Source organism: Brevundimonas abyssalis TAR-001, assembly GCF_000466985.1.
In the GTDB taxonomy this organism is placed as follows: Bacteria; Pseudomonadota; Alphaproteobacteria; order Caulobacterales; family Caulobacteraceae; genus Brevundimonas; species Brevundimonas abyssalis.
Genome location: NZ_BATC01000036.1, coordinates 1 through 18,176, shown reverse-complemented (window position 1 = coordinate 18,176; position 18,176 = coordinate 1). Strand labels below are relative to the sequence as shown.

The window sequence follows — 18,176 nt, the reverse complement described above, 5'->3', positions numbered from 1 at the left end:
CTTCAGTCGCAGGACGTCTGGTCGCCAGGCTCGAACGCCCAGGTCATGACGGGCTCATTCTCACCCTCAAGGCCGCGGATGGTGGCGGTCATCACGTCGCCTTCCCGCTCATAGACGATGACATTGGGCCAGTCGTTTTCACGGTTCTCGAAGACCGCCCCCTGCGGGTTCTGGTCCACCAGCATGAAGTCCACGGCGTCGCGGCCGTTCGGCATGGCCTGGTACAGGGTGACGCCGCCACGGGCGATGATCCGCAGTTGCTCCCATTCCGTCAGACGACCGCCTCTTCGCGTGGTCGAGTGGCCGAAGAGCAGGCCCTCGCTGGCGTGGGTCCAGGTCTCCACCGTTTCACGCCCGGGATGACAGGCGCGCCACACGCCTTCCATCCAGCGCAGGTCGACGGCCGATTGCGGACCAGGCGAAGGACTTGCCAGCAACACGGCGGCGATCATGGCGATCATCGTGTCTCCTCCCGAAGGCGCGGACTCTCAGTCCGGCTGTCCGTTCCTGTATCGCCCATACAGTAGCGGCGCCCCAAGCCAGTAGCAAAGCTCCGCCGGCCGATTGATGTCCCAGACCGCCAGGTCCGCCGCCTTGCCGGTCTCCAGCGTCCCGATGCGGTCCGCCATGCCCAGCGCCTTGGCGGCATGGCGCGTGGCGCCCGCCAGCACCTCTTCCGGCGTCAGGCGGAACTGCACGCAGGCCAGAGTCATGGCCGCCAGCATGGACGCCACCGGCGAGGTGCCGGGGTTGCAGTCCGTCGCCACCGCCATGCTCACCCCATGGCCGCGCAGCGTCTGGATGGGCGGCGGCGTCTCTTCCCGCAGCATAAGGAAGGCGCCGGGCAACAGCACGGCCACGACGCCCGCCTTGGCCATGGCCGCGATCCCGGCCTCGTCGGCATATTCGATGTGATCCGCCGACAGGGCGCCGTATCGCGCCGCCAGCGCCGCCCCCCCGCCGTTCGACAACTGGTCGGCGTGCAGCTTGACCGGCAGGCCCAGCGACTTCGCCTTTTCGAACAGCCGCCCCACTTCGTCGGTGGAGAAGGCGATGGGCTCGCAGTAGGCGTCCACCGCGTCCACCAGCCCCTCGGCATGGGCGGCGGGCAGAATCTCGTCCACCGCCAGATCCACATAGGCGGCCCGATCCTCGCGGAACTCCGGCGGCACCGCGTGCAGGCCCAGATAGCTGGTCGCCACCCGCACCCCGCCCTCGGCGCCCACCCGCCGGGCGGCGCGCAGCATCTTCAGCTCGCTGTCCCGGTCCAGGCCATAGCCGGACTTGATCTCAACCGTGGTGACACCCGAAGCCTTCAGCCCGGCCAGCCGCTTCAGCGCCGAGGCGACCAGATCGTCCTCGGACGCCTCGCGGGTCATGCGCACGCTGGAGACGATGCCCCCGCCCGCCCGGGCGATCTCCTCATAGGTGGCGCCGCCCAGCCGCTGCTCGAACTCGCCGGACCGGTCGCCGCCGAACACCAGATGGGTGTGGCAGTCGATCAGCCCCGGCGTGACCCAGCGCCCGTCCAGCCGATCGACTTGGGCCGCTTCGTGCGCCGGCAGGTCCGCCCGCGCCCCGACCCAGGCGATGTCCCCGTCCCGGATCAGGATCGCCCCGTCCTCGACGGCGCCATAGGCTTCGCCGCCCTCGAGCATGGTGGCGAGGCGGCAGTCCGTGATGAGGCGGTCGGCGCGGATCATCGGGCCTGCACGCCCGCCAGAATTTCGCAGAACCAGCGGCCTGCGGTCAGGCTCCCCAGATCACCCACCTCCAGCGAGGGGTCGTATTCGGTCAGGTCCACGCCGCGCACCTTCGGATGGGCGCCGATGACCCGGGCGGCGTCGAAAAAGGCCTGCGCCGAAACCCCGCCCGGCCGGGCGCCGGGGCTGGCGGGCCACTGGCTGCGGTCGATCACGTCGATGTCGAAGTCCACGTGGATGAGGTCGCAAAGGCCGGACAGCCGCTCCAGCTCCTGCGCCACGACGGCGGCCAGTCCCTGGTCGCGGCACTGGCGGGCGGTGCGCACCGATATGCCCGCCGCCATGGCCTTTTCGTGAGCGCGGCGGGTGTTGGCGAAGGGGGCCAGACCCACCTGGCTGATGCGCCGCCCGTCCAGACCGTCGTCCAGCAGCGCCTGGATCGGATTGCCGTTGGTCAGGCCGTGGTCGGTGTCGCGCAGGTCGAAATGGGCGTCGAGGGTCAACACCCCCACCCGCTCCAGACCCAGGGCGTGGGCCGCCGGGCGGGTGATGGCGTTGTTGCCGCCGATCAGGATGGTCAGGGCCCGGTGCGCCTGCGCCGCCACGGCATCGCGCACCGGCTCGAAGGCGTCGGCGGGGGACACGGCCTTCAACGGCACGTCGCCCGCATCATGGACCCGCACGTCCAGCTCGATCTCCGTTTCCAGATCATACGCAGACAGGCGCGGCAGCACGGCGCGCAACGCCTTCGGGCCAAGGTCACACCGTCCCGGCGTCAGCGACCGCTCGTTCAGCGGCGCCCCGATCAGGGCCACGGGCGCGTCGGGGTGATCGCCCAACAGATCGGCGACCGAACGCCAGCCAAGAGCCTCGGAGCCCGTCATCCCTGATCCTTCCTCGGAGAAAACCGCGCCACCAGATCATAGGCCGCGCCGGGAAACATCTGCCAGACCCGCGTCACGCCCTGGCCGTCGCGCCAGGTGCGCCGTTCCAGCCGCAGGCAGGTCGCCCCGGCTTCCAGCCCCAGCGCCTCTGCTGTCTGTCGGTCTGCGCCGACGGCGGATATGCGATGCTCCGCCTCGGTCCACGGCGCACGCGCCAGCAGCCACCCCCCCGCCGGCTCCGCCGAGAAATCGGCGGCTTCGGCCTCCGGCGTGGCGGTCAGAGAGATCAGACGGTGCTCCATGGCGAACGGCAGGCCGTCCGCCAGGTGCAGGGTCTCCAGTTCGATCACCCGCGCGCCCAACTCTGCCTCGTCCGCCGACGCCGGACGCACGATTCGGCCCATCAGCCTGTGCGAATAGGCCAGCCCGCGCGCCTGCACCTCCGCCTGAATGTCGGGAATGGCCACCAAGGCCGAGGAGTGGACCGGCGGGTGCGCCACCACCGTACCGACCTTGCGGCGTCGCACCACCAGGCCGCGCGCCGCCAATTCCGAAACCGCTCGCGAAACGGTCATGCGGGCGCAGCCGTATTCGACCGTCAGCTCAGCCTCGGTGGGGATGCGGAAACCCGGCGCCCAGTCGCCCGAGGCGATGCGGCGTTCGATGTCGCGCGCAATGCGTCGATGCAGGGGCTCGGCGTCCATGACGCGCAGACTGCCCCTTGCACCCCATTATGTCTAGACATAACAATAGCCGCATTCGACAGGGAGATTTGAATGCCCGACGCCCCCAACACCCGCGTCATCCGAAGCCCCCGCGGGCCGGACAAGACGGCGAAGACCTGGGCCGCCGAGGCCGCCCTGCGCATGTTGATGAACAATCTGGATCCCGAGGTGGCCGAGCGGCCCGAGGACCTGGTGGTCTACGGCGGCATCGGCAAGGCGGCGCGCGACTGGCCGTCCTTCGACCGCATCGTCGACCAGCTGACGCGGCTGGAGCCGGACGAAACCCTGCTGGTGCAGTCCGGCAAGCCGGTGGGCGTGTTCCGCACCCACGAGGACGCGCCGCGCGTGCTGATCGCCAACTCCAATCTGGTGCCCAGATGGGCCACGTGGGAGCACTTCAACGCGCTCGATCGCAAGGGCCTGATGATGTACGGCCAGATGACCGCCGGGTCCTGGATCTACATCGGAACCCAGGGGATCGTTCAGGGCACCTACGAGACCTTCATGGAGGCGGGCCGCCAGCACTATGGCGGCGACTGGTCGGGCAAGTGGATCCTGACCGCGGGCCTCGGCGGCATGGGCGGGGCCCAGCCTCTGGCGGCCACCATGGCGGGCGCGTCCTGCCTGGCCATCGAGTGCCAGCCCAGCCGCATCGAGATGCGCCTGCGCACCCGCTATCTGGACGTGGCGGCCGACACGCTGGATGAGGCGCTGGAGCTTCTTAATCAATCCATCAAGGACAAAAAACCCCAATCAATCGGGTTGTTGGGCAATGCAGCTGATATTTTGCCTGAACTGATCAAGCGGGGCGTGCGGCCCGATCTGGTCACCGACCAGACCAGCGCCCACGACCCGGTCAACGGCTATCTGCCCTCCGGCTGGACGGTCGCGGAGTGGGAGGCCAAGCGTCAGACCGACCCCGCCGCCGTGGAGGCCGCCGCCCGCAAGTCCATGGCCGTTCACGTGCAGGCCATGCTGGATTTCCATGGTCAGGGCGTGCCCACCACCGACTATGGCAACAACATCCGTCAGGTGGCCTTCGACGAGGGCGTGAAGGACGCCTTCGCCTTCCCCGGCTTCGTGCCCGCCTATATCCGCCCCCTATTCTGTCGCGGGATCGGACCGTTCCGCTGGGCGGCGCTGTCCGGGAATCCGGAAGACATCAAGAAGACCGACGCGGCCATGAAGCGCCTGTTCCCCGACAACGCCGGGCTGCACCGCTGGCTGGACATGGCGGGCGAGCGCATCGCCTTCCAGGGCCTGCCCGCGCGCATCTGCTGGATCGGCCTGGGCGACCGGCACCGGGCGGGGCTGATGTTCAACGAGATGGTGGCGTCGGGCGAACTGTCCGCGCCCATCGTCATCGGACGGGACCATCTGGACTCCGGCTCGGTGGCCAGCCCCAACCGTGAGACCGAGTCAATGATTGACGGTTCTGACGCCGTGTCCGACTGGCCCCTGCTGAACGCCCTGCTGAACACGGCCTCGGGCGCGTCCTGGGTATCACTGCACCATGGCGGCGGCGTGGGCATGGGATACTCCCAGCACTCGGGCGTGGTCATCGTCGCCGACGGCACGCCGGAGGCGGGCAAGCGGCTGGAGCGCGTCCTGTGGAACGACCCGGCCACCGGCGTCATGCGCCACGCCGACGCGGGGTATGACATCGCCAAGGACGCCGCGCGCGAACATGGCCTGAACCTGCCCTCGCTGGAGGCCGCCCGATGAGCATCACCATCGGCGCCGAGCGCCTGACTCTGGATCAGCTGCGCACCCTGGCCACCGAGCACACGCCCGTCGTCATCGCCCCCGCCGCCCTCGACCTGCTGGATCAGGGCGCGGCCACGGTGGCCCGGATCGTCGAGGACGGGCGCACCGTCTACGGGGTCAACACCGGCTTCGGCCTGCTGGCCAACACCCGCATCGACGACGCGGATCTGGAGACCCTGCAGAAGAATCTGGTCCTGTCCCACGCCTGCGGCGTCGGCGCCGCGCTGGCGGACCAGACCGTGCGCCTGATCATGGCGCTGAAGATCGCGTCCCTGACGCGCGGCGTCTCGGGCGTGCGGCGCCAGACGGTTCAGCTTCTGGCCGACATGCTGAACCGGGGGCTGGTCCCCCTGATCCCGGCCAAGGGCTCGGTGGGCGCCTCGGGCGATCTGGCGCCCCTCGCCCATCTGGCCGCCGCCATGATCGGCGAACCGCGCCAGATGGTCTGGTTCGAGGACGCGTGGGAGCCGGCAAACATCGCGCTGGAGAAGGCGGGCCTGACGCCCGTCGTCCTCGCCGCCAAGGAGGGCCTGGCCCTGCTGAACGGCACCCAGTGCTCCACGGCGCTGGCGCTGGTGGGCCTGTTCCGGGCCGAAAACCTGTTCCGCTCGGCGCTGGTCACCGGGGCCATGTCCACCGACGCGCTGAAGGGTTCCGACGCCCCGTTCGACGCGCGCATCCACGAGCTGCGCGGCCAGCCGGGCCAGATCGACACGGCGGCCGCCCTGCGCACCCTGATGGCCGACAGCCCCATCCGCAACAGCCATCGCGACGACTGCCTGAAGGTTCAGGACCCCTATTCCTTCCGCTGCCAGCCCCAGGTCATGGGGGCCATTCTTGATGTCATGCGGGCCGTGGCCCGGACGCTGGTGATCGAGGCCAACGCCGCCACCGACAATCCGCTGGTCTTCCCCGACAGCGGGGACGTGCTGTCGGGCGGCAATTTCCACGCCGAGCCGGTGGCCTTCGCCGCCGACCAGCTGGCCCTGTGCATCGCCGAGATCGGCAGCATCTCCGAACGCCGCACCGCAATCCTGATCGACCCCAAGATGAGCGGCCTGCCCGCTTTCCTGACCAGCGACCCGGGCCTGAACTCGGGCTTCATGATCGCCCAGGTCACCGCCGCGGCGCTGGCCTCGGAGAACAAGATGCTGGCCCATCCGGCGGTGGTGGACACCATCCCCACCTCGGCCGGTCAGGAGGACCATGTCTCCATGGCCACCCACGGCGCGCGGCGTCTGGGCGACATGGCCGACAACGTCGCCAACATTCTGGCGGTCGAGCTGCTGGCCGCCGCCGAGGGGATCGAGCACCACCGCCCGCTGACGTCCTCGCCGCCGCTGGAGCAGGCGCTGGACCAGCTGCGCACGGTGGCCACGGCCATCCCAACCGACCGCTATTTCGCCGACCATATCCAGGCCGCCGCCGAGGTGATCGAAGGCGGCCGGCTGGCGACGCTCTGTCCGGACGACGTAGCCCTGGGCTGACCTACTCCTGCCGCTCGATGGTGATGACGTAGCGCCGGTGGAATTGGGCGCATAGCTGTTGGCCCGCAGGGTGTACCAGCCCGCCTCGTCGAACTCGTGCTCGATCAGCGAATTGGTGTCCGACAGCCCGTCATCATCCGAGGCCAGCAGCACGAAGTCCTCCGCCAGCCCCTCGCCCAGGGCCAGGAAGGCGTCGAACGCGTTGGACACCATGGTCAGCCGCAGGCGGTCGCCCTCTTCGACCTGGAATCGATAGTCGTCGTAGTAGCTGGAATCCCCCGCAGCCATGCTGTCGTTCTCGGTCAGGCTCCCGCGCACGGTCGCGCCGATCATGATGCTGCCCGCCACAGGCGCCGGGCCGCGATCGATCAGCTCCAGCGCATAGAGGCCCCGTCCGGCTCCCCCCAGCGGCTGGGCCCGGACAATGTAGTCGCCGGTCTCCGGGATGGTGAAGTTGAGACGCGAGTTCAGCCCCTCGCCCAGACCGTCGTCGTCATAGGCAAGGGCGATGAACTCGCCCTCGGCCGCCCCGATCTCCAGATAGCTGTCGAAGTCGCCCGAGCGCATGACGATCTGCACCCGCTGGCCTTCCTGTCCCTGGAACCGATAGGCGTCGAAGCGGCCGTCCGAGGCGCTCCGGACGCTGTCGTCGCTGATCTCGCCCTGGACCGCTCGTCCGAAGACCAGCGGCATGGGTTCAGGATCCGGCTCAATCTCGCTGACGCCCAGGGTGTAGGCGCCCGTGCTCGCGCCGCCGAACGACCGGGCGCGAAGCTCATAGACGCCGGCCTCCTCAAAGGTGTGGACCAGGCGCGAGTTCAGGCCCTCGCCCCCGTCGTCGTCCGCGGCGATGGACTCGAAGCCGCCGGCGCTCGCACGACCCAGCTCGAGGTAGGTGTCGAAGTCCTCCGACTGCATGGCGAACACCACCCGCTGCCCGGCCTGCGCCGTGAAGGCGTAACCCACATAGCCGGAGCCGTAGTCATCCATGGTCGCGGTTTCATCGAGGAGCCCCGCAATCTCGTCGCCCAGCGCCAGCGGCGCCGGCGGCACGGGCTCGGGGCCGTCGCTCAGCGACAGGACGTAGGCGCCCTCGCCATCGGAGGACAGGGCGGCGGCGCGGATGACGTAGTCGCCGGTCTCGGGCGCCGTGAACAGGATGCGCGAGTTCAGCCCGTCGTCGCCGTCGTCATTGGACGCCAGTTCCTCGAAGGCGACGCCCGAACGGCGCCCCACATACAGAACCGGGTCGAAAGCGTCGCTGTTCAGCCGGATCTGGATGCGTTCGTCAGCCCGCGCCCGGAAGACATAGACGTCATACAATTCGTCATAGGTCAGTTCCGGGTCCTCGCCCCTCGTCAGCGCGCCCTGCACATCTCCGCGCGGCCGGATGCGCGTGGGAGTCGGCTCGACCGGAGCCGCAGCCCGCTCGGCCAGACTCACCTGATAGGCGCCCGTGGCCTCGGGGCTGAAACCGCGCACCCGGACCCGATAGGTCCCGGCCGTTTCCGGCGTGAAGCGCAGCAGGGCGTGCGGATAGCCGCCGCCGTCGTCATCGCTGGCCAGAGGAGTCGGGTCCGAGTGCTCCCCCTCGCGATAGATCGAGACGTAGGAGTCGAAGTCATCCGACGTCACACTGATCTCCAGCCGTTGGGTCGGCGCGGCGCGGATCAGGTAATCGTCATACAGATGGGCTTCCTCGGACCACGATCCGACCTGACCGTGGGCGTCACCCTCCTCGAGCATGCCGCTGACCGGCCGGTCCGGCATCAGCCAAGGGGTCTCCTGTGCGATGGACGGGGCAGCCATGACCAGGGCCAGGGCGCTTGCACAGGCGAGGCGGGTGCGGATGGACGACATGAGCGGATTCCCCCTTGAGTTCAGGCCGATCATAGACGCCGAACCGGCGCGGCTGTAAATCGCCCACCGCACACGATTTCTGACGAGGACGATCATGCCCGAAGCCAAACGCATCGACGGCAAGGCTTTCGCCGAGGGCCTGGTGAACCGCATCACCCGCGCCGTGGCCGAGCTTCAAGCCCGCCACGGCCTCAAGCCTGGACTGGCGGTGGTCATCGTCGGCGAGGACCCGGCCAGCCAGATCTATGTGCGCAACAAGGGCGAACGCACGGAAGCCTCCGGCATGCGCTCGGACACCCACCGCCTGCCCGCCGAAACCTCGCAGGATCAACTTCTGGACCTGATCGCGGACCTGAACGCCGATCCGGGCATCCACGGCATCCTGGTCCAGCTGCCTCTTCCCGATCACATCGATTCTTCCGCCGTGCTGGGCGCCATCGATCCGGACAAGGATGTGGACGGCTTCCATGTGGTCAATGCGGGTCGTCTGGCCGTGGGCCTGCCCGGGCTGGTCCCGTGCACCCCGCTGGGCAGCGTCATGCTGCTCAAGGACCAGATGGGCGATCTGACGGGTCTGAACGCGGTCATCGTCGGGCGCTCCAACATCGTCGGCAAGCCCATGGCCCAGCTGCTGCTGGCCGAAAGCTGCACCGTCACCGTCGCCCATTCGCGCACCCGCGACCTGCCCGCCCTCACCCGCACCGCCGATATTCTGGTGGCCGCCGTGGGCCGTCCGGAGATGATCAAGGGCGACTGGATCAAGCCGGGCGCGACGGTGATCGACGTGGGCATCAATCGCGTGCCGTCCGCCGATCCCGAGAAGGCGGCCCAGGGCAAGACCCGCGTCGTGGGCGACGTGGCCTACGCCGAGGCCGTGGCGGTCGCGGGCGCGATCACCCCGGTCCCCGGCGGCGTCGGCCCCATGACCATCGCCTGCCTGCTGATGAACACCTACACGGCCGCCTGCCGGTCCGCCGGACTCGATCCCGCCCTGCCGGACGCTTGAACAACCGTCACCGAGGGGGAATAGTCTTTCTCAGGCAGGCGGGAGATTTCATGATGACGGCAAAACGTTCCTGGGCGGGTCCGATTCTCGCCTTGGCCATGATCCCGGCGCTGGCCGGATGCGGCGTCAACGCCATCCCCACCAAGGAAGAGCGCGCCCGCGCCGCCTGGGGGGACGTGCAGAGCCAGTATCAGCGCCGCGCCGATCTGGTGCCCAATCTGGTGGCCACGGTCCAGGCGTCGGCGGTGCAGGAGCGCACGGTGCTGAACGAGGTGATCGAGGCCCGCGCCCGGGCCACGGCGGTCAACGTCAGTCCCGAGGACGCCGCCGCCATGCAGGAATTCCAGGCGTCCCAGTCCGAACTGGCCGGGGCCCTGTCGCGTCTGCTGCTGGTGGTCGAGGCCTATCCGGAGCTTCAGTCCAACCGCAACTTTCTGGAACTCCAGTCCCAGTTGGAGGGCGCCGAGAACCGCATCGCCATCGCCCGGCGCGACTACAATGAGGCCGTGCGCGACTACAACACCGAGCTGCGCACCTTCCCCGGCGTGGTCTGGGCCAGCACCGTCCACGGCGGCTCCGAACCCATGCTACCCTTCGAGGCGACCGAAGCGGCGCAGACCGCGCCCGAGGTGAACTTCAATCTCGACGCGCCGCCCGCGTCGGCCGCTCAGGCCACGCCCGACCAGTGAGAATTCGCCCGCTCCTCTGGATCATCGTTCTGACGGCCGTCTGGCTGGCGGCCGGGCATGCGACGGCCCAGACCTTCCCGGCCCTGACCGGCCGCGTGGTGGACGAGGCCCGGCTGCTGTCGCCGGACCGGGAGCGGCAGCTGAGCGAGCGGCTAGAGGCGCTGGAAGCCGAAACCACCGACCAGCTGGTTGTAGTCACGGTGAACGACCTTCAGGGCTACCCCATCGAGGACTACGGCTATCAGCTGGGCCGCGAATGGGGCATCGGCCAGGGCGAGACTGACAACGGCGTCCTGCTGATCGTGGCCCCCAATGAGCGCAAGGTGCGGATCGAGGTGGGCTACGGGCTGGAGCCGATCCTGACCGACGCTCTGTCCGCCCGCATCATTCACGAGGAGATCCTGCCCGACTTCCGCCAGGCGGGGTTCGAGAGCGGCATCACCAGGGGCGTCGACGCCATCATCAACCAGCTGACGCTGGACGAAGCCGAAGCCCTTGCCCGGGCGGCGGAGGCCGAGCGGCCCGAGTCGGTCATGGTCTGGGGGGTGCTGATCACCATCGGCGTGTTCCTGCTGCTGGGCGTCATGGGCGCGGTTTCCGCGTCCCGGGCGCCGGGACGACGGGGTCGCAGGCGCGGTGACGGCCTCACGCCGATCCTGATCTGGGCCGCGACGGAGGCGGCGCGCAGCCGTTCGAGCGGAGGGTCCGGCGGCGGGTTCGGCGGCGGGGGCGGCTTCAGCGGCGGCGGCGGCAGTTTCGGCGGCGGCGGCGCCTCGGGAGGATGGTGAGATGAAATTCGGCCGCGAGGAGCATGCCCGCATCACCGCCGCCATCCGCGAGGCGGAAAAGACCACGTCCGGCGAAATCTTCTGCGTCTTCGCCCATCGGGTGTCCCACCACGCCGATGTGGTGCTGGCCTGGGCGGCGGGGCTGGCCCTGACCGTGCCGCTGCTGCTGATCCCGTTCGGCTTCAATCCCTCCTGGCTGCCGGGCTTCTCGGCCGGATGGACCGCCGCGCACCTGGCGGCGACCGAGATCACGGTCGGCCTGACCCTGGCCGCCTACGCCGCCGTGCAGCTGTTCGTGTTCGCCCTGGTCTGCCTGATCGGCTGCATTCCGGCGGTGCGCCGCGCGATGACGCCACGCACCCTGCGGGCCGGCCGTTGCCGCCGCGCGGCCATGAACCAGTTCCTGGCCCACGGCCTGCACGTCACCGAGAACCGCACCGGCGTGCTGATCTTCGCCAGCGAGTTCGATCATCACGTGGAGATCATCGCCGATGAGGGCATCCATGGTCTGGTCGACGCCGAGGTGTGGATGGACGCGGTCGCGGTGATGGCCCGGCATCTGAAAGCCGGCCGCGCCGCGGAGGGCTATGAGGCCGCCGTCGCCCTGTGCGGCCAGGTGCTGGCCCGGCATTTTCCGCCCGCGCCGCGCGACCGGAACGAACTGCCGGACCGGCTGGTTGAAATCTGATCCCGTTCGGGCCGTTTTTCGGGCTCAAAAGCTTCATCCCATAGGCCTATAGTCCCGCGTTCATGGCCCGACTCCTCACCTACAATGTGCATCGCTGCGTCGGCGTCGACCGACAGCTGGACGTGGCCCGCATCGCTGGCGTCATCGCCGATCTGGAGCCGGACATCGTCTGCCTCCAGGAGCTGGACGTGGGCCGCGCCCGCACCGGCGGGGTGGACCAGGCCCACGCCATCGCCGAACGGCTGGACATGAGCTTCCAGTTCCACCCCGCCATGCGGGTGGAGAAGGAGCTGTACGGCGACGCCATCCTGACCCGCCTGCCCGAAACCCTGGTGCGCGCCGACGCCCTGCCGACCCTGTCCGGCCTCAAGGGTCTGGAGCCGCGCGGCGCCCTGTGGAGCCTGATCCAGGTGGACGGGGTCGAGATCAACATCATGACCACCCACCTGGGCCTGATCCCGCGCGAACAGCGTCTTCAGGCCACCGCGCTGATGGGCAAGGCCTGGATCGGGTCGCCGAAGCTGGAGGGCCCCGTGATCCTGACCGGGGACTTCAACGCCACCTCGATCACCCGCCCGTATCAGATCTTCACGAAAAAGCTGGACGACGCCCAGCGGCGTCTGAACCTGAAGCCCAGTCTCAAGACCTTCCCGTCAGGCTTCCCGGCCATCCGCATCGACCATTGCTTCGTCAGCGAGGAGATTCGGGTCACCGGCGCGCGGACGGGAACCTCGCCCTTGGCGCGCATGGCCTCTGATCACCTGCCGCTGGTGATCGATTTCGAGGTGTCGGCGGCGGGGGATTCCAGCCTCGCCTGACGGCTGCGCCGCCGTCTCAGCCAGGGCCACCAGGCGTCGTCGGAGCCGTGCGGGTCGCCGAACTGCCATTCGGCCATGAAGCGGTCAAAGCGCGTCGGCGGCTCCAGGCCCAGCTGAACCAGACGATCCCCCCCGAACGACAGGATGGTCTGGCCGACAGAGGGCGACAGCGCTTCGGCCGCGCCATAATGCTCGCCGTCCACGGCCATGAAATGGGCGATCAGCCGTTGGCGCAGCCGCCGGACGAAAGTGCGGCCTTCCTCCGTATCCGCCACGGTCGCCACGTCGCACTCGGTGTCGAGCCCCTGCGACCGGTTGTTCAGATTGGTCGAGCCGATGCGCAGGAACTCATCGTCGATGATGGTCACCTTGGAGTGGACGATGATGCGCTGGCCCTCCTCGGTGCGGGGACAGAAGGCGGTGAAGCGGTTCTCGTGATCCGCCGCCTCCAGCCGCATCAGAACCTCGGCCCGGGCGGTGTCCATGGTCAGACGGTCGAACCAGCTGGGGCTCTCGGTGGTGGAGATCAGCACGATCTCCGGCCCGCCCGGTTCGACCAGACGATCGATCAGGGCCTGGGCGATCACCGGCGAGGTGAAATACTGGTTCTCGAGATAGATCAGGCGTCTGGCCCGGCGAATGGCGTCCAGGTGCAGGGCCAGGTTCTCCTTCACCTCGGCGCGCCGCCCCCAGGCGGGCTCGGTGCGGGCCACGCCGACCTCCACGTCGGTCAGGTCCGGCTCGACGCCCTCCGGCCACGGATCCAGCCCCTCCTGCTGGATCGGCAGGACCGCTTCGCGCGTGGCCCGGAACCAGCGGCGCCGCGCCAGATCGCCCAGCGCCCTGGCGGCCGGGCCGTCCATGACGCACATCACCTCGTGCCGGGGCGGACAGATGGCGCCGGACGGCATGCACCGGCGCGGGTCCCCGTCCATGTGCTCCACCGAATCCCAGCGGTCCGTGGCGATGTCGCCGCCGCCGCAGAAGGCCACCGCGTCGTCGATCACCACCACCTTCTGATGGTGCACGCCCCCAGGGGGCCGGGGCTGTCCAGCCGGAAATCCGCCGTGCGACGGCGGAACCACCGCTGGGCCCGCTGTGGGAAAAACCCCTGCGAGGCCGCGATCAGCAGCGGTGATTTCCAGATCAGCAGCCGGATGTCCAGATCCGGGTTCTGCTTGATCATCATGCGGATCTGATGGCCGATCTCGGCCTGGCGGTCGCCGGGCCGCGTCTCCGGATCCAGCCGGGTGCGCGGATCGAACTGCCAGCCCAGGACGACGACGGATCGCTTGGCCTTGGACAGGGCGGATTCCAGCGCCTCGAAATAGGCGGCGTTCTCAACCAGCACGGCGAACCGCCCGGCGCGTTCGACGCGCCAGCAGTTGTCGCCGGTCTTCAGCCATGTGTTCGCCTGATCCATGCCCCGCCTTGTGACGTGGTCGCGTGACGACTTTATTCACGTCCACGCATCGAAGACGCTCCACCGGGGTCGTGGTTCCGTCAAGCCAACACATTATGGCCAAGGTTGCGGCTAAGCTGGATCAGGCGCATAAGGCTTTGACGCTGGGACAGGGGAGCTAGATCGGCGATGCAGACGCTGATCCAGATGATCATCCGCTTGGTGGCCGCCATTGCTGCAGCCGCCCTGGCGCAATTCGGCGTGGACGTGAACACGCCCGAGGCCGAGCGCGAGGTCCGCCGGATGGCCGATTGCACCGAACAGGTCGCCGAACTGACCGCGCCGCCGCCCTCCCACAACTGCTGATACGCCAAATACGCCGCCTTCACCTTTGCGCGGCGACCGCGAACGGCTAGTTTCTCCGTTCGCGCGAAACCTCAAACTTGTCCGTGATGCGCGCGTCGGACCACGGGGCTCCTGTCCATGACAAAACGCAGTCGGCTGTCGACCAAAACGGAAGCCCAGGCGGACGTCCCGCCCGAGGCGGTCGACATCGCGCCGGAGGCGGCTCCGTCCGAACGCCCCATGTCCGAGCGTCAGCGCCGCCGCCTGGCCGAACAGGAACGCAAGGCGCGCGAAGCCGAGGATGAAGAACAGCGTATGGCGCGCGAGGCCGAGGAGGCCGCCGTCGCCGCGGCCATGGCCGACATCCGCGCCCAGATGAGTGATGAAGCGGCCCAGCCGCCTGCCACGCTCGATGATCTGCCCCTTCCGGCCCCGGCCGCCCTGCCCGCCCCTGCGCCCGCCGTGACGGGCGGGCGTCACGCCTATCTGATCGCCGCACTGGCCGTGGTGCTGTGGATCGGCGGCGTGGCCGCCTGGGCCGCGTTCCAGACCGGCGCCGGGCTGAGCGGCCTGGACCCGCTTCAGATCGCCATCTACAGCCTGCTGGCCCTGGCCCCGGCGGGCCTGGCCATCCTGCTGGCCCAGGCCGTGCGTCAGGGGGCCCAGCTTTCGGCCGAGACCCGCCGCGCCCGCGCCCTGGCCGACGCCATGGTGGCGCCCACGGCCCTCGCCGCCCAACACGCGGGGGGCATGGTCACCGCCCTGCGTGGGGACATCGATCAGGCGACCCTGGCGGTGGAGCGCGCGCGCAATGATCTGGCCGCCCTGCGTCAGGCCTTGGGCGAGGAGACCGAGCGTCTGACCGAGGCGGCGGAGACGGCCCAGCGCTCGGCCCGTCGCCTGTCCGAACAGCTGGGCGGCGAACGGACCAGCCTTCAGGCGCTCTCCGGCGAGCTGGAGAAACAGGCCGCCAATGTGGTGGATGTGGTCGAGCGCCAGTCCCGCATGGTGGCGGACGCCTCGGACCTGGCCCAGACCCAGCTTCGGGAGGCCGAGGCCGCCCTGGCCGCGCGCGCCGCCGACATGGCCGCCGCCGCCGGGGAGGCCCAGGACGCCGCCCGCCTGGCCGCCGACGACCTGTCGCGCCAGACGCTGCGGCTCGAGAACGCCGGATCCGGCGTGGCCGAACAGATCCAGTCGGTCGAGGAAGGGCTCAGCCAGCAGCGCGCAGCCCTCGTCACCGCCGCCTACGCCCTGCGCACCGATCAGGAGGACTTCTCGGCCCAGGTCGAGAGCCAGCGCGCCCAGCTGATCGAGACCCTGTCGGCGGCCCGCTCCGCCGGCGGCGAACTGTCCGACACCTCGTCGCGCAGCGTCGAGGTTCTGCGCGATCTGGTCGAGGCTGCGGCGGACCAGTTCCGCGCCCTCAGCGAACTCTCCAATCGCGAGGCGGAAGCCTTCGACGGCGCGACCCGCAAGGCGCTGGATCGGTTCGAGGCGTTGGCCGCGGATGCGCGCGACACCATGGCCGAGGAAGCGCGCCGGGCGCTGGAGGCCCTTAACGCCGTGGCCGCGGAATCCCGCGCCGCCGCCGCCGAGGCCGCAGACCAGGCCCAGGCCCGCGCCGACATTCTGGGAGAAGCGCTCTACGCCGCCGCCCAGAAGGCCGATCACGCCGCCGACAGCCGCATCGAGGGGGCCCGCCGCATCGTGGACGAAACCTCGTCCCTGGTGGACGAGGCCGGTCAGAAGGCCGTCGAGCGTCTGGAGCTGACCGTGGAGCGCCTGAACGCGGTCATCAGCCAGGTGGACGACGCCATGGGCGAACTGGACATCAAGGCCGCCCGCATGCCCGAGGAGGCCCGCAGCCGCATCGATGACGTGCGCGCCGCGGTGGAGGAAGGGCTCAAGGCGCTCGGTGAGGCGTCCCAGAAGGCGGCCGAGGACACCGAAGCCCTGGACGCCGCCTTCCAGGAACGGGTCAAGCGCAACTACGACATGCTGTCCGAGGCCGTGCGGCTGATGGGGGTGGTGTCCGGCGACTCGCCCGTGGCCGCCCAGCGCCGCCGCGAGGTGCTGGCGGAGAAGGCCCCCGAGACGGGCAAGGCCGCCACCGCCCGTGCCGCGCCGCCCCCGGCGGATCCCGAGCCTTCGGGCGGTTTCGGCCTTCGCGGCCGCCTGAAGCTGGAGCCCGCCGGCGCCCGCGCGGGAAGGACAGCGACGCGACCGCAGCCTCAGCTGGAAGGATCTGGTGGACGACGACGCCGGTCAGGATGCGCCGCTGGATCTGGAGACGCCGGTCGTCGACGACGAGGCCCTGGGCGAACGCATCACCCAGGCCATCCGCCGCATGGGCGTGGACCCCAACGCCCTGCTGCCCCGCTCACGGGTCGAGGAAGCCGCCGCCGCCTTCCAGGACGGCGAGCCGGACCGCGCGCGCCAGATCGTGCGCCGCATCGCCCCGGCGGCCGTGCGCAGCGTCTCGCGCCGGGTGCTGAGCGATGCGGAGCTGAAGGCCGACGTGGAGCGCTATGTGCGCCAGATGGCCCGCCAGCTGGCCCAGGCCGCCCGCGAGGACGGCGAGGGCTATTCGGTCCTGTCCCGCCTGGCCACCGACCCCGGCCGCGCCTTCCTGCTGCTGGACGCCGCCGTGGGCGACCTGGCCTGACCGTCGTATCGTCCCTCCATGAGAGTCAGATGTCCAAGGCGTTTGAATTTACTGTCGCAGGACCAGACGGGCCTTACACGCTGCGTTTTGAGCCGATCGACGGGTGGGACGGATCATTCATCGTCGAAGGTCTGCGAACGCCTATGACGTGGAGCGTGTTGACGATTGACCGGAACGAGGCCGGTGAACTCATATTCGCTGGAGGGACTGACGGCAGCGAGGACGTTTGGGGCGATCATTATTGGTATGAAGCGCGACTGGAGCCCAAACCGTCCAGGATAACCCTATGGGGCGATCAGGTGATCGTGCGAGTCGACCACGGCGTCTGATGTGGTCCTCCGCTCGCCAATCGCCCTTGGACGAACTCGGGGCAGACCTTCGCTTCTCACCTCTAGCGCCCCTCCAGGTATTTGTAGGCCACAAGTCGGACGATGGACGGGACCGCAAACAGGATCCCGCCGATGAGCGCGCCACCTAGAGATATGGCTCCCACGACGAGGAAGTCTTGCAGGATCAAGCCGGCCCGCAGATCGAGCAGGGTTTTGACGATTAGCACCGCCAGCAGCGGCGCCCCGCATCTGACGAAGCCCGCGACAAATCCTCGCCAAGGGGCGTCCGGCCGCTGGATAAGGTCTCCTTGCATGCTTCCCTAGAATACCGGCTGAATGTCCGCTTCCCACCCGTCGCTGCGGTTCCGGACGCCTGCTGTGCGGCAGGCCCCCGGCATCACCCATGAGACCATCCCCTAGTCCGCGCCCAGCTCCGTCAGCAGGTGATCCATGCCGTAGATGTTGCGCAGGGCCTCGGTCACGGCCTGGGTCGTGACGATGACGCTGCGGTTGACGTTGATGTCATAGCCGTAGGCGTTGCGCTGGGTCAGGACGGTGGAGTCGAAATTGGCCCCGATGATCTCGCCCCGCGCATTGATGGCGGGCGAGCCTGACGAGCCGCCTATGGTGTCGGTGGAGACCGACATGTTCATCACCGCGTCCATGTCGATGCGGTCGCGGGCGGCGGCGATGCGCGGGGTGATGACGAAGGGATCGGCGCCGGTGGCCCGGTCGAACAGGCCCGCGAAGGTGGTCAGCGGCTCCACGGTCCGGCCGTCATAGGTCCAGCCCTCCACCTTGCCGTAGCTGAGGCGCAGGGTGCCGGTGGCGTCGGGATAGATGGCGTCGCCGTAGACGGCGAAGCGCGCGGCGGCGAGCGCCTCGGACGCGCGGGCGGTCGGGGCCTCGACCTCGGCCTCCCACTGGTCGCGCACCGGGCGGTTGATGGGCTGCATGGCGAGGGCGAAGCGGATCAGCGGATCGTCGCTGGCCTCGATGGCTTCAAGACCGCCCTCC

The 18,176-nt window shown here is 69.3% G+C and carries 17 protein-coding genes and 1 pseudogene; 9 read left to right on the top strand and 9 right to left on the bottom strand.

The features are described from left to right. Positions 1–2: 2 nt before the first annotated feature. The 4 genes from MBEBAB_RS09775 to hutC are packed head-to-tail and all read right to left on the bottom strand — an operon-like array spanning position 3 to position 3,291. Positions 3–461 (bottom strand): DUF6265 family protein, encoded by a 459-nt coding sequence (locus MBEBAB_RS09775; protein WP_021697812.1) that lies wholly within the window; start codon positions 459–461, stop codon positions 3–5. A 27-nt stretch (positions 462–488) separates the two neighbouring features. Beyond that, positions 489–1,700, bottom strand: a complete 1,212-nt coding sequence (hutI, locus tag MBEBAB_RS09770) for an imidazolonepropionase (protein WP_242397140.1) — start codon at positions 1,698–1,700, stop codon at positions 489–491. Next, on the bottom strand, positions 1,700–2,587 hold the full coding sequence (locus MBEBAB_RS09765; protein ID WP_021697810.1) for an agmatinase family protein: 888 nt from the start codon (positions 2,585–2,587) through the stop codon (positions 1,700–1,702). Before MBEBAB_RS09765 ends, hutI begins: the two co-directional genes overlap by 1 nt. Beyond that, positions 2,584–3,291: a histidine utilization transcriptional repressor HutC gene (gene hutC, locus MBEBAB_RS09760; RefSeq protein WP_021697809.1), complete on the bottom strand. Its 708-nt coding sequence runs from the start codon at positions 3,289–3,291 to the stop codon at positions 2,584–2,586. The genes MBEBAB_RS09765 and hutC overlap by 4 nt, the downstream gene beginning before the upstream one ends. A 72-nt stretch (positions 3,292–3,363) precedes the next feature. Here hutC and hutU point away from each other — a divergent pair, with 72 nt between their 5' ends. Continuing rightward, positions 3,364–5,037, top strand: a complete 1,674-nt coding sequence (hutU, locus tag MBEBAB_RS09755; protein WP_021697808.1) for a urocanate hydratase — start codon at positions 3,364–3,366, stop codon at positions 5,035–5,037. Then, complete coding sequence (gene hutH, locus MBEBAB_RS09750) at positions 5,034–6,566, top strand: histidine ammonia-lyase (RefSeq protein WP_021697807.1); 1,533 nt, start codon at positions 5,034–5,036, stop codon at positions 6,564–6,566. The genes hutU and hutH overlap by 4 nt, the downstream gene beginning before the upstream one ends. A gap of 474 nt (positions 6,567–7,040) precedes the next feature. On the opposite strand, the pseudogene MBEBAB_RS18805 reads toward hutH, so the two are convergent. Beyond that, positions 7,041–7,133, bottom strand: a pseudogene (locus tag MBEBAB_RS18805) (hypothetical protein); the annotation flags it as partial. A gap of 1,387 nt (positions 7,134–8,520) precedes the next feature. Between MBEBAB_RS18805 and folD the strand changes: the two are divergent. The 5 genes from folD to MBEBAB_RS09720 all read left to right on the top strand — a co-directional run bounded on the left by folD (position 8,521) and on the right by MBEBAB_RS09720 (position 12,415). After that, positions 8,521–9,432: a bifunctional methylenetetrahydrofolate dehydrogenase/methenyltetrahydrofolate cyclohydrolase FolD gene (gene folD, locus MBEBAB_RS09740; protein WP_021697805.1), complete on the top strand. Its 912-nt coding sequence runs from the start codon at positions 8,521–8,523 to the stop codon at positions 9,430–9,432. 50 nt (positions 9,433–9,482) lie between these two features. After that, entirely contained in the window at positions 9,483–10,121 is a 639-nt protein-coding gene (locus MBEBAB_RS09735) for a LemA family protein (RefSeq protein ID WP_021697804.1), read from the top strand. After that, complete coding sequence (locus tag MBEBAB_RS09730; RefSeq protein ID WP_021697803.1) at positions 10,118–10,909, top strand: TPM domain-containing protein; 792 nt, start codon at positions 10,118–10,120, stop codon at positions 10,907–10,909. The genes MBEBAB_RS09735 and MBEBAB_RS09730 overlap by 4 nt, the downstream gene beginning before the upstream one ends. Position 10,910: 1 nt before the next feature. Then, entirely contained in the window at positions 10,911–11,597 is a 687-nt protein-coding gene (locus MBEBAB_RS09725; protein WP_021697802.1) for a TPM domain-containing protein, read from the top strand. Positions 11,598–11,659: 62 nt separating this feature from the next. Further along, positions 11,660–12,415 (top strand): endonuclease/exonuclease/phosphatase family protein, encoded by a 756-nt coding sequence (locus tag MBEBAB_RS09720; protein WP_045319157.1) that lies wholly within the window; start codon positions 11,660–11,662, stop codon positions 12,413–12,415. On the opposite strand, the gene MBEBAB_RS09715 is transcribed toward MBEBAB_RS09720, so the two are convergent. After that, on the bottom strand, positions 12,355–13,443 hold the full coding sequence (locus tag MBEBAB_RS09715; RefSeq protein WP_242397139.1) for a phospholipase D-like domain-containing protein: 1,089 nt from the start codon (positions 13,441–13,443) through the stop codon (positions 12,355–12,357). The two genes, MBEBAB_RS09720 and MBEBAB_RS09715, sit on opposite strands and share 61 nt — an antisense overlap. Further along, entirely contained in the window at positions 13,419–13,838 is a 420-nt protein-coding gene (locus MBEBAB_RS17615) for a phospholipase D-like domain-containing protein (RefSeq protein ID WP_242397138.1), read from the bottom strand. Before MBEBAB_RS17615 ends, MBEBAB_RS09715 begins: the two co-directional genes overlap by 25 nt. Before the next feature lie 168 nt (positions 13,839–14,006). On the opposite strand from MBEBAB_RS17615, the gene MBEBAB_RS16520 reads away from it, so the two are divergent. Together MBEBAB_RS16520 and MBEBAB_RS09710 are read left to right on the top strand one after the other, a co-directional pair. Then, entirely contained in the window at positions 14,007–14,183 is a 177-nt protein-coding gene (locus MBEBAB_RS16520; RefSeq protein WP_021697800.1) for a hypothetical protein, read from the top strand. Positions 14,184–14,300: 117 nt separating this feature from the next. Then, a complete protein-coding gene (locus tag MBEBAB_RS09710; protein WP_021697799.1) occupies positions 14,301–17,159 on the top strand; it encodes a coiled-coil domain-containing protein in 2,859 nt (952 codons plus the stop codon). A gap of 62 nt (positions 17,160–17,221) precedes the next feature. Here the strand turns inward: MBEBAB_RS09710 and MBEBAB_RS09700 are convergent, their stop codons facing one another. Both MBEBAB_RS09700 and MBEBAB_RS09695 read right to left on the bottom strand, forming a co-directional pair. Beyond that, positions 17,222–17,473, bottom strand: coding sequence for a hypothetical protein (locus tag MBEBAB_RS09700; RefSeq protein ID WP_045319155.1), 252 nt, complete (start codon positions 17,471–17,473; stop codon positions 17,222–17,224). Between the two features lie 102 nt (positions 17,474–17,575). Next, on the bottom strand, positions 17,576–18,176 hold a 601-nt coding region (locus tag MBEBAB_RS09695), incomplete at its 5' end, for a S46 family peptidase (RefSeq protein ID WP_045319154.1).

Bases quoted from the DNA above. Each gene is read 5' to 3' on its own strand.
- hutC (WP_021697809.1), bottom strand. From the start codon at position 3,291: ATGGACGCCGAGCCCCTGCATCGACGCATTGCGCGCGACATCGAACGC.
- MBEBAB_RS09725 (WP_021697802.1), top strand. From the start codon at position 10,911: ATGAAATTCGGCCGCGAGGAGCATGCCCGCATCACCGCCGCCATCCGC.
- MBEBAB_RS09710 (WP_021697799.1), top strand. From the start codon at position 14,301: ATGACAAAACGCAGTCGGCTGTCGACCAAAACGGAAGCCCAGGCGGAC.
- MBEBAB_RS16520 (WP_021697800.1), top strand. From the start codon at position 14,007: ATGCAGACGCTGATCCAGATGATCATCCGCTTGGTGGCCGCCATTGCT.
- folD (WP_021697805.1), top strand. From the start codon at position 8,521: ATGCCCGAAGCCAAACGCATCGACGGCAAGGCTTTCGCCGAGGGCCTG.
- MBEBAB_RS17615 (WP_242397138.1), bottom strand. From the start codon at position 13,838: ATGGATCAGGCGAACACATGGCTGAAGACCGGCGACAACTGCTGGCGC.
- MBEBAB_RS09700 (WP_045319155.1), bottom strand. From the start codon at position 17,473: ATGCAAGGAGACCTTATCCAGCGGCCGGACGCCCCTTGGCGAGGATTT.
- hutU (WP_021697808.1), top strand. From the start codon at position 3,364: ATGCCCGACGCCCCCAACACCCGCGTCATCCGAAGCCCCCGCGGGCCG.
- MBEBAB_RS09765 (WP_021697810.1), bottom strand. From the start codon at position 2,587: ATGACGGGCTCCGAGGCTCTTGGCTGGCGTTCGGTCGCCGATCTGTTG.
- MBEBAB_RS09775 (WP_021697812.1), bottom strand. From the start codon at position 461: ATGATCGCCATGATCGCCGCCGTGTTGCTGGCAAGTCCTTCGCCTGGT.
- hutH (WP_021697807.1), top strand. From the start codon at position 5,034: ATGAGCATCACCATCGGCGCCGAGCGCCTGACTCTGGATCAGCTGCGC.
- MBEBAB_RS09720 (WP_045319157.1), top strand. From the start codon at position 11,660: ATGGCCCGACTCCTCACCTACAATGTGCATCGCTGCGTCGGCGTCGAC.
- MBEBAB_RS09735 (WP_021697804.1), top strand. From the start codon at position 9,483: ATGATGACGGCAAAACGTTCCTGGGCGGGTCCGATTCTCGCCTTGGCC.